General features: G+C 59.2%; 13 protein-coding genes. 2 read left to right on the top strand and 11 right to left on the bottom strand.

Annotation, left to right across the window (positions count from 1 at the left end; genetic code table 11):
* Positions 1–3: 3 nt before the first annotated feature.
* Positions 4–1,041, bottom strand: coding sequence for an oxidoreductase (locus tag SK50_RS03235; protein WP_017693850.1), 1,038 nt, complete (start codon positions 1,039–1,041; stop codon positions 4–6).
* Positions 1,042–1,352: 311 nt separating this feature from the next.
* Between SK50_RS03235 and yhhY the strand changes: the two genes are divergently transcribed.
* On the top strand, positions 1,353–1,841 hold the full coding sequence (gene yhhY, locus SK50_RS03230; RefSeq protein ID WP_015571463.1) for an N-acetyltransferase: 489 nt from the start codon (positions 1,353–1,355) through the stop codon (positions 1,839–1,841).
* A gap of 87 nt (positions 1,842–1,928) precedes the next feature.
* Here yhhY and ggt read toward each other — a convergent pair whose 3' ends face one another.
* The gene (gene ggt, locus SK50_RS03225) at positions 1,929–3,674 is read right to left on the bottom strand and encodes a gamma-glutamyltransferase (protein WP_075553092.1); all 1,746 of its coding nucleotides are present in this window, start codon (positions 3,672–3,674) and stop codon (positions 1,929–1,931) included.
* 122 nt (positions 3,675–3,796) lie between these two features.
* On the opposite strand from ggt, the gene SK50_RS03220 reads away from it, so the two are divergent.
* Positions 3,797–4,168, top strand: a complete 372-nt coding sequence (locus SK50_RS03220) for a DUF2756 family protein (RefSeq protein WP_017384131.1) — start codon at positions 3,797–3,799, stop codon at positions 4,166–4,168.
* On the opposite strand, the gene ugpQ is transcribed toward SK50_RS03220, so the two are convergent.
* From ugpQ to livH, 9 genes are all read right to left on the bottom strand, one after another.
* On the bottom strand, positions 4,158–4,898 hold the full coding sequence (ugpQ, locus tag SK50_RS03215) for a glycerophosphodiester phosphodiesterase (RefSeq protein ID WP_017693848.1): 741 nt from the start codon (positions 4,896–4,898) through the stop codon (positions 4,158–4,160). The two genes, SK50_RS03220 and ugpQ, sit on opposite strands and share 11 nt — an antisense overlap.
* Complete coding sequence (locus SK50_RS03210; RefSeq protein ID WP_015571467.1) at positions 4,895–5,965, bottom strand: sn-glycerol-3-phosphate import ATP-binding protein UgpC; 1,071 nt, start codon at positions 5,963–5,965, stop codon at positions 4,895–4,897. Before SK50_RS03210 ends, ugpQ begins: the two co-directional genes overlap by 4 nt.
* 1 nt (position 5,966) lies before the next feature.
* Positions 5,967–6,812 (bottom strand): sn-glycerol-3-phosphate ABC transporter permease UgpE, encoded by an 846-nt coding sequence (gene ugpE, locus SK50_RS03205; RefSeq protein WP_017693847.1) that lies wholly within the window; start codon positions 6,810–6,812, stop codon positions 5,967–5,969.
* Positions 6,809–7,696 carry a sn-glycerol-3-phosphate ABC transporter permease UgpA gene (gene ugpA, locus SK50_RS03200; RefSeq protein WP_003861551.1) on the bottom strand — a complete coding sequence of 296 codons (888 nt, stop codon included), beginning with the start codon at positions 7,694–7,696 and terminating at the stop codon, positions 6,809–6,811. Before ugpA ends, ugpE begins: the two co-directional genes overlap by 4 nt.
* A 157-nt stretch (positions 7,697–7,853) precedes the next feature.
* Positions 7,854–9,170, bottom strand: a complete 1,317-nt coding sequence (gene ugpB / locus SK50_RS03195) for a sn-glycerol-3-phosphate ABC transporter substrate-binding protein UgpB (RefSeq protein ID WP_023304564.1) — start codon at positions 9,168–9,170, stop codon at positions 7,854–7,856.
* Between the two features lie 247 nt (positions 9,171–9,417).
* Positions 9,418–10,131: a high-affinity branched-chain amino acid ABC transporter ATP-binding protein LivF gene (gene livF, locus SK50_RS03190; protein WP_015571469.1), complete on the bottom strand. Its 714-nt coding sequence runs from the start codon at positions 10,129–10,131 to the stop codon at positions 9,418–9,420.
* 1 nt (position 10,132) lies between these two features.
* On the bottom strand, positions 10,133–10,897 hold the full coding sequence (livG, locus tag SK50_RS03185) for a high-affinity branched-chain amino acid ABC transporter ATP-binding protein LivG (protein ID WP_003861544.1): 765 nt from the start codon (positions 10,895–10,897) through the stop codon (positions 10,133–10,135).
* Complete coding sequence (locus SK50_RS03180; protein ID WP_003861542.1) at positions 10,894–12,171, bottom strand: high-affinity branched-chain amino acid ABC transporter permease LivM; 1,278 nt, start codon at positions 12,169–12,171, stop codon at positions 10,894–10,896. The genes livG and SK50_RS03180 overlap by 4 nt, the downstream gene beginning before the upstream one ends.
* Entirely contained in the window at positions 12,168–13,094 is a 927-nt protein-coding gene (livH, locus tag SK50_RS03175; protein ID WP_015571470.1) for a high-affinity branched-chain amino acid ABC transporter permease LivH, read from the bottom strand. Before livH ends, SK50_RS03180 begins: the two co-directional genes overlap by 4 nt.
* Positions 13,095–13,121 lie beyond the last annotated feature (27 nt).

The raw sequence follows: 13,121 nt of genomic DNA, 5'->3' as shown, positions 1-13,121 counted from the left end.
TGCTTATCTGGCGAGGGTTACCGTGGCAGGAGAAGCCTGTTCAAAGGCCCGCTCAAGGATTTCCAGATTGGTCAGAACGTCAGATTCCTTGACATAATTCGGCGCGCCGGTGGTGAGGGTGTCATACAGCGCATCGTAGACGCGTCCATAGTCGCCCGTTTCCGGCTTCAGCTCTTCCCTGACCGCCAGGCCCTCGTCGTTCACGTACTCCAGCACGCCCACGGAATCATCTGCCGCAAAGCCCGGTTCACCCGGCATGATATTGGCCTTCAGGCTGGTCTCCTGTTGGTCAATACCGTACTTGATAAAGGAGCCTTTCTTGCCGTGAACGATAAATTTCGGGTAGTCGATTTTCACCAGATGGCTGGTTTTTACGATGGCTTTCAGGTCGCCGTAGAACAGCTGCGCTTCAAAGGTATCGTCCGGGTTGGCCTTATTGCGCAGGCTGCGGATGTCATACGCCACGTGGTCCGGGCGGCCAAACAAGGAGATGATCTGGTCCATGGTGTGCACACCGAGACCGTAGAAAGATCCGTCCTGCGGCAGTCCGGGCTGGGTTTCCGCCACCGGGCGGTAGTAATCGAAGTGGCTTTCGATTTCCACGATCTCGCCGAGTTTGCCGCTTTCAATTGCCTTTTTTGCCGTCAGGAAGCAGCTGTCAAAGCGACGGTTCTGGTACGGCGTGACGGTCAGCCCTTTGCTTTTCGCCAGCGCGAACAGCTCCTTCGCTTCGGCGATGGTCGGGGTGAACGGCTTTTCCACCAGCACGTTTTTACCTGCTTCCAGCGCGCGTTTCGCGTAGTCAAAGTGGCTGTCGGCGTGGGTACAGACCACCACCAGCTTCACCTGCGGGTCGTTAAGCACCTCATCAAGATCGCTGGTGAAATGAATATGGGAATACTGCGGAGACTGCTCTTCTGGCTTCGCGCGGCGGCGATAGATATGGGCCACGTGCCAGGTCTCTTTTCGGTTAAGAACATACGGAAGGTGGTAACGCGTGGTGCTTTTGCCAAATCCAATAAATGCACAATGTAGTGTCATGGCTCAGTCCTTTTGGAAGGTTACTGAGTTTTACCATAGCGCATGTTTTGCCCTCACCCCAGCCCTCTCCCACAGGGAGAGGGAGAAAAAGGGCAAAAAAAAAGCCAGCGAGAAGCTGGCTAAAGTAATACTGGAAGCAATGTGAGCAATGTCGTGCTTTCAGGTTCCCGTAGGAGGTCTTCCTGAATGCAGAGCAATAATAATCATTCTCATTCGCACTTGTCCAACACTTTTTGCAAAAAATAGCGATTGACTCAACTTTTAAAGTCACTGATGTTGGAGGGGACTTTTAACTGACTGAGGAACAAGGAATGAGTGAGATAGTGATACGCCACGCTGAACCGAAAGATTACGACGCCATTCGTCAGATCCACGCCCAGCCGGAGGTGTACCACAACACGCTACAGGTTCCTCATCCTTCAATGGAAATGTGGCAAATGCGGCTAGGCGAACAGCCGGGCATTAAACAGCTGGTTGCCTGCATTGATGATATCGTGGTCGGCCACCTCACCATTGATGTCGCCCAGCGACCACGCCGCAGCCACGTTGCAGATTTCGGTATCTGCGTTGGCGCGCAGTGGCATAACCGCGGCGTGGCCAGCGCACTGATTCGCACCATGATCGATATGTGCGACAACTGGCTGCGCGTCGACCGCATCGAGTTAACGGTGTTTGTGGATAACGAACCGGCAATCGCGGTGTACAAAAAGCACGGGTTTGAGATTGAAGGCACCGGCAGGCGCTACGCCCTGCGCAACGGCGAGTATGTGGATGCGTATTATATGGCGCGTATGAAGTAGTTTGTTGCCGGGTGGCGGCTTCGCCTTACCCGGCCTACGTTCGTGCCGTTGCAGGCCCGGTAAGCGCAGCGCCACCGGGCAAAAAAATCAATACCCCGCCGTTAAATCATCCACCGAACGCGGGTCCGATGCGCCAAACAGCGCCCCGTCCGGCCCGACCATAATGCTCTGGGTGCTGCCCATCGCCTCCTTCACCGCCACCTTCTGCCCGCGCTGCTCAAGCAGCTTGAGGGTGTCCGGGCTAAAGCCCTTCTCCACGCGCAGCTCGTCCGGCAGCCACTGGTGGTGGAAACGCGGCGCATTGGTCGCTTCGGCGACGTTCATCCCAAAGTCGATACTGTTCACCACCATTTGCAGCACGGTTGTGATAATCCGGCTCCCGCCAGGGCTGCCGGTCACCAGCCAGGTTTTGCCGTCTTTCACCACGATGGTGGGCGACATGGACGACAGCGGGCGCTTCTTCGGCCCGACCGCATTCGCATCGCCGCCGACCAGGCCGTAGACGTTCGGCACGCCCGGTTTGGCAGAGAAGTCATCCATCTCGTTGTTCAGCAAAATACCGCTGTTGCCCGCCACAATCCCGGTGCCGAAAGTGGTGTTAAGCGTGTACGTCACCGCCACCGCGTTACCGTCTTTATCCACCACCGAGAAGTGGGTGGTCTGGTTACTTTCATACGGCGCCAGCTTGCCCGGGCGGATCTCGCTCGACGGCTTAGCCTTATTGATGTCGATCTCGTCGGCAATCGATTTGGCATAGGCTTTGTTGGTCAGCGCCTGCCACGGCACCTTCACGAAGTCCGGATCGCCAAGGTATTCCGAGCGGTCAGCGTAGGCGCGCTTCTCCGCCTCCGCCATCACCTGCATGGCATCGGCACTACCGAAGCCGAACTTGTGCATATCGAAGTTTTCCAGAATATTGAGGATCTGCACGATGTGAATGCCCCCGGAGGACGGCGGCGGCATGGAGAAGACCTCGTAGCCGCGATAGGTGCCGCTGATCGGCTCGCGCTCCACCGCCTTATATTCCGCCAGATCCGCTTTGGTGATCAGCCCGCCGTTCTTCTGCATCTCATCGGCAATCTGATCGGCAATCGGCCCCTTATAGAAGGCGTCCGGACCGTTTTCGGCAATCAGTTCGAGACTTTTTGCGAGGTCCTTCTGCACCAGCTTATCGCCCTTTTTCAGCGGCTCGCCGTCTTTCCAGAAGATAGCCTTGCTGTTCTCATGATTGGGAATAACTTCGCTGCCGTAGGTTTTGAGGTCGTCCGCCAGCGCGTCGTTGACGACGAAGCCGTCGCGCGCCAGCTTGATGGCTGGCTGCACCACTTTATTCAGCGGCAGCGTGCCGTATTTTTCCAGCGCCAGCGAGAAGCCCGCAACGGTGCCCGGCGTGCCGGAGGCAAGGTGCGAGGTCAGAGACTTTTTACTGTCCGGATTGCCCTGATCGTCGAGGAACATATCGCGGGAGGCCTGGTTCGGCGCCATCTCACGGAAGTCGATGGCCGTGGTTTTACCGTCTTTGGTGCGCAGCATTATAAACCCGCCGCCGCCCAGGTTCCCCGCCTGTGGATGCGTCACCGCCAGCGCATATCCCACCGCGACCGCCGCATCCACCGCGTTACCGCCCTGTTTAAGAATATCGACGCCCACCTGCGTTGCCAGCGCGTCAACCGAGGCCACCATGCCGTGCGTCGCCCGTACGGGGTGAAAAACATCCTCCTCCACGCCGTAAGAGACCGGAGGAGCGGCGGGCGGGTTGGCCGCCACGGTAAATGTGCCGCCTGCCATCAGCGCAGCGATGGCGACCCAGCGCAAAAAGGTTGGTTTCATCATTATTGTTCTCCAGGTGAAGGGGCCCATATTCCCCGCTTAAGCCTGGTTCACAACTCTTAAAAAATCATCGTTATGCCGGAATCAGGGTAAACTTAAGAGAAGCCTCAAAGGAGGAGATAACCATGAAACGATTACTGATCCTGACCGCGCTGCTTCCGTTCGCCGCGCTCGCACAGCCAATCAACACCCTGAACAACCCGAACCAGCCGGGCTACGTCATTCCGAGCCAGCAGCGTATGCAGACGGAGATGATGAGCCAGCAACAGCAGCAGAAAGGGATGCTCAATCAGCAGTTAAAAACGCAGACCCAGGTGCAGCAGCAGCACCTGCAAAACCAGATGAATACCAACACCCAGCGCGTGCAGCAGGGCCAGATGCGGGAGCAGCCGCTGCCAAACTCAAACGGTGGGATGTTAGGGGGCGGGGTGTCGCAAAGCAGCGGTCAGCAGCATATGCTGCCGACCCAGCAGAACGGCAGTATGCTTAATAAATAAAGTTCGGCCCAATCTGGTCAATCGCATCGGTACAGATGCTGTCCACGCCCCAGCGCAGCAGCTCGGCTGCACGCTGGGGTTTATTGACGGTATACACCAGGATATGCAGACCGGCCTCCTTCAACAGCGTCACGCGCACTTCATCCAGCAGCTTATGGTTGAGGTGGATCGACACGCAGCCTAAGAAGGTCGTCAGCGCGCGCCAGTCTTCTCGCCACTCATCCAGCAGCAGCCCGCGCGGCAACTCCGGTACGGCAGCCTGTGCGGCTTCCAGCGCGTCGATGTCAAAGGACGACAACAGCGGCGGGGTCATCCCTTCCCACAGCTCGCGCGCGGCGAGGGCAATCACTTTACCCGTCAGCGGCCCGGTGCCGGTGGTTGGTTTGATTTCGATGTTGGCCATCATGCCGTGTTGACGACAGCGGTCCGCCACTTCCGCCAGCAGCGGCAGCGGTTCGCCTTTAAATTCGCCGCTGTACCAGCTACCGGCATCCACCTTCAGCAGGTCACGCCACGGCAGTTCGCCCGCCACGCCCCAGCCGTTGCTGGTGCGTTCGAGATTATCGTCGTGCAGCAGGAAAATTTCGCCGTCCTTCGACAGCTTCGCGTCGAACTCGATCATCGTGTGGCCGTAGCGCGCGCCAACGTCAATTGCCGCCAGGGTGTTTTCCGGCGCCAGTTTACCGCCGCCACGGTGGGCGACGATGTGGGGGTAAGGCCAGTTGCTCATACTCGTTGTCCTGTTTCACCGTCAAATAAGTGCAGGTGATTTTCCGGCATATGCAGCCACAGCGTGCTGCCTGCCTTCGGGCGCTCCTGATGCGGCAGGCGCACCACCAGCTTTTGCTCGCCCCAGCGCCCGTGCGCCAGGTTGTCTGCGCCCAGCATCTCCAGCGTATCCATCACCAGCGGCACGCCGCCGTCCGCCTGAGACGTCAAACCAATATGCTCCGGGCGGATACCGAGAGTCATCTTACGCCCGGCGTAGCCACGATAGTACCAGTTGATCGGCAACGCCATCCCGCTTTCCAGCTCGAAGTGGGTTCCCGCCGTATTGATCCGCCCGTCCAGCAGGTTCATCGCCGGGCTGCCGATAAAGCTCGCCACAAAACGGCTGGCCGGTTTTTCGTAGACCTCCACCGGGGTGCCAATCTGCTCGGCGATGCCTTTGTTCATCACCATCACGCGCTGGGCGAGGGTCATGGCTTCAACCTGATCGTGAGTCACATAGAGGGACGTGGTTTTCAGGCGGCGATGCAGCTGCTGTAGCTCAAGGCGCATCTGCACGCGCAGTTTGGCGTCGAGGTTTGACAGCGGTTCGTCGAACAGGAATACCGCCGGGTCGCGCACGATGGCGCGCCCCATCGCCACGCGCTGACGCTGGCCGCCGGAGAGCTCGCGCGGGCGGCGCTTAAGCAGGCCGTCCAGCTCCAGAATGCGCGCGGCCTCTTTTACGCGCTCGTCGATATGACCTTTGCCCATACCGCGAATTTTCAGCCCCCAGGCCATGTTCTCTTCCACGCTCATGTGCGGATAGAGGGCGTAGTTCTGGAACACCATCGCGATACCGCGATCTTTGGGTTCCATCTCGGTGACGCGCTGGCGGTCAATCCAGATATCCCCGGACGTTACGCGCTCCAGCCCCGCCACCATACGCAGCAGGGTGGATTTTCCGCAGCCGGACGGGCCGACCATCACGATAAATTCCCCGTCCGCCACGTCGAGCGTCAGCGGCTGAATGACCTGGGTTTTACCGTCCCAGCTTTTGGTAACTGCCTGTAATTTTAAACCTGCCATCTTATTTCTCGCTATCGACCAGGCCGCGGACAAACGCGCGCTGCATGGCTAAAACAATGACTACGGGTGGGATAAGGGTGAGCAGCATCGCCGCCATCACCTGGTTCCAGAGGGTGGTGCCTTCGCCGGTGGCGATCATGCCTTTAATGCCTGCCACGGCGGTGCCGAGGTTGACGTCCTGAACGATCAGCAACGGCCACAGATACTGGTTCCAGCCGTAGATAAAGGTGATCACAAACAGCGCCGCGAGGTTGGTTTTCGACAGCGGCAGCACGATGTCGCGGAAGAAGCGCATCGGCGAGGCCCCGTCGATGCGCGCGGCTTCAATCAACTCATCCGGCAGGGTCATAAAGAACTGGCGGAACAGGAAGGTGGCGGTCGCCGAGGCCATCAGCGGCAGGGTTAAGCCCGCGTAGCTGTCGAGCATCTTCAGGTTGGCGATCACCTCCACCGTCGGGAAGATACGCACCTCTACCGGCAGCATCAGGGTGATGAAAATCATCCAGAAAAACAGGTTACGCAGCGGAAAGCGGAACCAGACGATGGCGAACGCTGAGAGCATCGACACCGTAATTTTGCCGACGGTGATGCCAAACGCCATGATGAAGCTGTTGAGCATCATCAGCCAGAACGGCGCGCTGTTGGCGCCCACGCCCTGGGTCCAGATAGTTTTCATGTTCTCGAAAAGCTGCCCGCCTGGGATCAGCGTCATCGGCGTGTCGAACACCGCTTTGGTGTCCAGCGTGGCGGCGACGAAGGCCACGTACAGTGGGAACAGGATGACGATAATCCCTAAAATCAGCATGGTATGGCTGAAAATCGTCAGCCCGCGACGGTTCTCAATCATTGGTAGCGCACCTTACTTTCGACATAGCGGAACTGCACCACCGTGAGGATGATGACGAGGAACATCAGCACCACCGACTGCGCGGCAGAAGCGGAGAGATCCAACCCCGCAAAGCCTTCGCGGTAGATCTTGTAGATCAGCGTCGTTGTCGCCTGCACCGGACCGCCTGCGGTCGCCGCGTCGATCACCGGGAAGGTATCGAAGAAGGCGTACACGAGGTTAACCACCAGTAGGAAGAAACTCACCGGGGCGATCAGCGGCAGCGACAGGCGGAAGAAGCGGCGCACCGGCCCTGCGCCGTCGATGGCGGCGGCCTCCACCAGCGAACGCGGGATAGACTGTAGCGCGGCAAAGAAAAACAGGAAGTTATAGCTGATCTGCTTCCACACCGAGGCGAACACCACCAGGAACATCGCCTGACCGCTGTTCTGAGCGTGGTTCCAGTCGTAGCCAAACTCGCCCAGGAAGTGGGTAATCAGCCCGCGCCCTGGGTTAAACAGGAAGATCCACAGCACGGCGGCCACGGCAGGAGCCACGGCGTAGGGCAGCAGCATCAGGGTCTGATACAGACGGCTGCCGCGCACCACGTAATCCACCAGCGCGGCGAAAAACAGCGACGCGACAAGACCGCTCACGGTGACCAGCGCACTGAATTTGATCGTCGTCCAGAAGGAGTCCAGGTAGTAGCTGTCGTGGAACAGCGCGGTAAAGTTGTCCAGCCCGACAAACTGGCTGGAAAGCCCGAACGGATCGACGCTTTGTACCGAGTACCACAGCGCTTCGCCCGCAGGCCAGATAAAGAAGATAACGGTGATGACCAGCTGCGGTGCGACCAACAGGTACGGCAGCCAGCGGGAACGGAACACCGGACGGGATGAGGACATTGAGATTAGGTTCCTGAACAATGCCGGGTGGCGGCTACGCCTTACCCGGCCTACAAATATTTCTCCCTCTCCCCGTGGGAGAGGGTTGGGGTGAGGGCATCAGCCCGCACGATCCCCGTAGGCCCGGATCGCTACGCGTCACCGGGCGAATCACGGATTACGATTTCGTCGACTGCTCAAAGCGGCGCAGCAGCTGATTCCCGCGCTCTACCGCAGCGTCCAGCGCCTGCTGTGGCGTTTTCTTACCGGTCCACACGCTTTCCAGCTCTTCATCCACGATGGTGCGGATCTGCGGCATGTTGCCCAGACGCAGACCCTTGGTGAACGGCAACGGCGGCTTGTTCAGCATCTGGCGCGTCGCGATGTCCGCCCCTGGGTTTTTGCTATAGAAGCCCTGCTCGCGGGTCAGGTCGTACGCGGCTTTGGTGATCGGCAGATAGCCGGTCTTCTGGTGCCACTCGGCGGCGTTTTCCGGCTTCGCCAGGAAGTCGAGGAACTCGGCCACGCCTTTGTAGGTGCCGTTGTCTTTACCCTGCATCACCCACAGGCTCGCCCCGCCGATGATGGCGTTTTGCGGCGCGCCCTTCACGTCAGCGTCGTACGGCATCATGCCCACGCCGTAGTTGAATTTGGCATAGTGACGTATATCCGCCAGCGAGCCGGACGAGGCGGTAGTAATGGCACAGTCGCCGTTGTAGAACTTCTCGGTGGATTCGTCTTTACGCCCGAAGTAGCTGAAGTCGCCCTTCTTGTTGAGTGCTTCCAGCAGCGCGATGTGCTTCACCTGCTCCGGCTTGTTGAACTCCAGCACCGCGTCGGTACCGTCGAAGCCGTTATTTTGGGTGGCAACCGGCAGCCCGTGCCAGGCGCTGAAGTTTTCAATCTGGATCCAGCCCTGCCAGCCGCTGGCGTAGCCGCACTTCATCCCCGCCGCTTTCAGCTTCGCGGTGTACTCCGCCAGATCCTGCCAGGTTTTTGGCGGCTGCTCCGGATCTAAACCGGCTTTTTTGAAGGCGTCTTTGTTGTAGTACAGCACCGGCGTGGAGCTGTTAAACGGCTGGGACAGCAGGTGGCCGGTTCTGGAATCGGTGTAATAACCGGAGACGGTCGGTACGAACTGGGATTCATCGAAGTTAATGCCCGCTTCTTTGAACACTTCATAGACCGGCTTGATGGCTTTGGAGGCCATCATGGTGGCGGTGCCCACTTCATAAACCTGTAACAGCGCAGGCGCGTTACCGGTACGGAAGGCGGCGATGCCCGCGCTCAGGCTCTGCTCGTAGTTGCCTTTGTACACCGGCACAATTTTGTAATCCGGGTGGGTGTCGTTGAAACGCTGCGCCAGGGAGTCAACCTCTTTACCCAACTCCCCTTCCATGGAATGCCAGAACGGAATGGTGGTCACAGCCATTGCGTTCGTCGCAAAAGCCAGACCCAGTGCCAGACCCAAAGCTGTGTGTCGTAACGATGTCATTGTCATCTCTCTTATTGTGCCGGATGCGCGATATCACGCGTTTTATGCTCGCGAGGTAACATGACATGCTCGAATGACAGAAAAATAACTGTTTGTTTACAGATAAGTGACAGCCAGGCGTCAGGGGGATGATGGTTGTGTGAAGGGGTTTAGTGGTTAAAAAAGCCGGGTGGCGGCTACGCCTTACCCGGCCTGGTCGATCCATGTAGGCCCGGTAAGCGCAGCGCCACCGGGCAACACAGACGGCTTAGCCTCCGAGGTACGCGCTCCGCACCGCCTCGTTCGCCAGCAGCGCGTCACCGGTATCGGAGAGCACCACGCGCCCGTTCTCCAGCACATAGCCACGGTCGGCGAGCTTCAGCGCCTGGTTGGCGTTCTGCTCGACGAGGAAGATGGTCATCCCCTCTTTGCGCAACTGCTCGATGGTATCGAAGATCTGCTGGATAATGATCGGCGCCAGGCCAAGCGACGGCTCGTCCAGCAGCAGCAGACGCGGCTGGCTCATCAGCGCGCGGCCAATCGCCAGCATCTGCTGCTCGCCGCCGGACATGGTGCCCGCTCGCTGAATACGACGCTCCCACAGGCGCGGGAAGAGTTCGTACACCCACTTGATGCGGGTCTGGAATTCATCCCGATGGGCGAAGAAACCGCCCATCGCCAGGTTCTCTTCCACCGTCATGCGGGAGAATACGCGGCGCCCTTCCGGGACAATCGCCACCGCTTCACGCATGATCTTAGCCGTCTGCCAGTCGGTAATATCTTTGCCGTCAAACACAATCCGCCCGCTGGTGGCGCGCGGGTCGCCGCACAGGGTGCCGAGCAGCGTGGTTTTACCCGCGCCGTTGGCGCCAATCAGGGTGACGATTTCGCCCTGATTGATGTGCAGGCTGACGTCGTGCAGCGCCTGGATCTTGCCGTAGTGCGCGTTGACCTTGTCGAACGTTAACATCGCTTTTTCCATCTTATGCCTCACCAAGGTATGCGCGGATCACGTCCGGGTTGTTGCGGATCTCTTCCGGCGTGCCGTTTGCCAGCGGCGTGCCCTGGTTTACCACGTAGATACGGTCCGAAATGCCCATCACCAGCTTCATGTCATGCTCAATCAGCAGGATGGTGGTGTCGTGATGGTCGCGCAGCTCGGCAATCAGCTCGTCCAGCTCTTTGGTCTCTTTCGGATTGAGACCTGCCGCTGGTTCGTCGAGCATCAGGATCTCCGGCTGGGTCACCATGCAGCGCACGATCTCAAGGCGACGCTGATCCCCGTAAGCGAGGTTGCTCGCCTGGCGGTTGGCGTGCTGGAGCAGGCCGATACGGTCGAGCCAGGTCGCGGCGCGGTCGAGCGCCTCCTCCTGCGTGCGGCGAAAGGCCGGGGTTTTCAGCAGGCCGGAGAACAGCCCGGTTTTCAGCTGCTGATGCTGTGCCACCAGCAGGTTCTCAATCACCGTCATCTCGCGGAACAGACGCACGTGCTGGAAGGTGCGCACCACGCCCATGCGGGCAATCTGCTGGCCCGGCAGCCCTTCAAGGTGCTGGTCGCGCAGCATGATGGTGCCGCCCGTCGGCTTGTAGAAGCCGGTCAAACAGTTAAAGACCGTGGTTTTTCCCGCGCCGTTCGGGCCAATCAGGGAGACAATCTCTTTCTTGTGCAGATCCAGATTCACATTGTTGACCGCCAGCAGGCCGCCAAAGCGCATCATCAGGCCGTTAACGGATAATAAAGGCTTCATGCCTGCTCTCCTTTCGCCTGTGTGCGTTTCAGCTTCAGCTGTGGACGGGTCATCGGCAGCAGACCCTGCGGACGCCAGATCATCATCAGCACCATCAAACCACCCAGCATTAACATGCTGTATTCGTTAAAGTCGCGCATCAGCTCGCGGGAGACCACCAGCAGGATAGCCGCGAGGATCACGGCGAACTGCGAGCCCATTCCGCCGAGCACCACAATCGCCAGCACAAAGGCGGATTCGGCAAAGGTGAACGATTCCGGGCTGACGAAGCCCTGACGTGCGGCAAACAGCGTCCCGGCGAAACCGGCAAACGCGGCGCTGATGGTAAATGCGGTCAGCTTGATGCGGGTCGGGTTCAGGCCCAGGGAGCGGCAGGCGATTTCATCTTCGCGCAGCGCTTCCCAGGCGCGGCCCAGCGGCATGCGCAGCAGACGGTTGATCACGAACAGGGTAATCACCACCAGCAGCAGCGCCACCAGATAGAGCCAGATCACGCGGTCGGACGGATCGTACTTGATGCCAAAGAAATTGCTGAAGGTATCCCAGCCGCCTTCACGGGCGGTACGGCTGAACTCCAGGCCGAAGAAGGTCGGTTTCGGGATCTGGCTGATGCCGTTCGGACCGCCGGTCACTTCGGTATTGTTGAGCAGCAGGATACGGACGATTTCGCCGAAGCCTAAGGTCACAATCGCCAGATAGTCACCGCGCAGGCGCAGCACCGGGAAGCCGAGCAGGAAGCCCGCGGCGGCAGAGACCAGCCCCGCCAGCGGCAGGCAGGTCCAGAAGCCGAGGCCGTAATAGTGGTTCAGCAGCGCGAAGGTGTACGCGCCGATGGCGTAGAACCCGCCGTAGCCCAGCACCAGCAGGCCAGACAGCCCCACCACCACGTTCAGACCGAGCCCCAGAATCACGTAGATCATGGTCAGGGTGGCAATATCCACCGTCCCGCGCGAGACCATAAACGGCCACGCCACGGCAGCCACCAGCAGCGCCACAAGGAACAGCTTCTGTTTCACCGTTGTACCGTCGATCGCCGGCAGGACGAATTTCGGCCCGGAGACGTTTTTCAGCGTCTTCTGGAACAGCGGACGCAACAGCTGGAACAGGAACACCACAGCGGTGCCGATAAACACCCACTGCCAGCGGATGTCGGGAGCGGTATCCACCACCAGCTTCGTGCCGTCCAGTCCTAACTGGACGCCCATAAAGACGCCCGCCAGGACGAAGAACATGGCGGCAGAGAGCAGCGCCATCGCAAAATGCATCGGTTTCATACTTTCTCTACCTCCGGACGGCCCAGAATACCGGTAGGCATTACCAGCAGAACCAGAATCAGCAGGGCAAACGACACCACATCTTTATATTCGGTGCTCAGGTACGCCGAGGAGAGCGCTTCGGCCACGCCCAGGATCAGGCCGCCGATCATCGCGCCCGGAATGCTGCCGATGCCGCCCAGTACCGCCGCGGTGAAGGCTTTCATCCCGGCCATAAAGCCGATGTACGGGTTGATTACGCCGTAGAACTGGCCGAGCAACACGCCAGCCACCGCCGCCATCGCTGCGCCGATCACGAAGGTCAGGGCAATCACGCGGTCGGTGTTAATCCCGAGCAGGCTCGCCATCTTCAGATCTTCCGCGCAGGCGCGGCAGGCGCGTCCCATGCGGGAGTAGCGGATGAACAGGGTCAGGGCCAGCATGGCAATAAAGGTCACAACCCAGATAACCAGCTGCATGGTGGTGATGGTGGCAGAGAAGTTTTCGCTGGCCCCCACAATCCACTGGCCGTTAAACAGGCTTGGCAGCGCCACGTCGCGTGAACCTTCGGTCAGGCTGACGTAGTTTTGCAGGAAAATGGACATACCGATGGCGGAGATTAGCGCGATCAGGCGTTTGGAGCTGCGCACCGGCCGGTAGGCCACCCGTTCAATACTCCAGCCGTAGGCGCTGGCGATCACAATCGCGCCGACAAACCCGGCGGCCACCAGCAGCCAGCTGCTGTCGATGCCCATCATCATCAGCGCGGCGATAATCATAAAGGAGACGTAGCTACCGATCATGTACACCTCGCCGTGGGCGAAGTTGATCATGCCGATAATGCCGTAAACCATCGTGTAGCCGATGGCGATCAGCGCGTAGGTGCTTCCCAGCGTGACGCCGTTAAACATCTGCTGCAAGAAGTAGAGAAACTGCTCGGACATAAGAAAACCTTTTTATACCCGCCCGGT

It is taken from the genome of Enterobacter sp. BWH64, from assembly GCF_001037645.1.
Taxonomy (GTDB): Bacteria; Pseudomonadota; Gammaproteobacteria; order Enterobacterales; family Enterobacteriaceae; genus Enterobacter; species Enterobacter hormaechei_C.
This window is presented reverse-complemented; position numbering and strand designations above follow the sequence as displayed.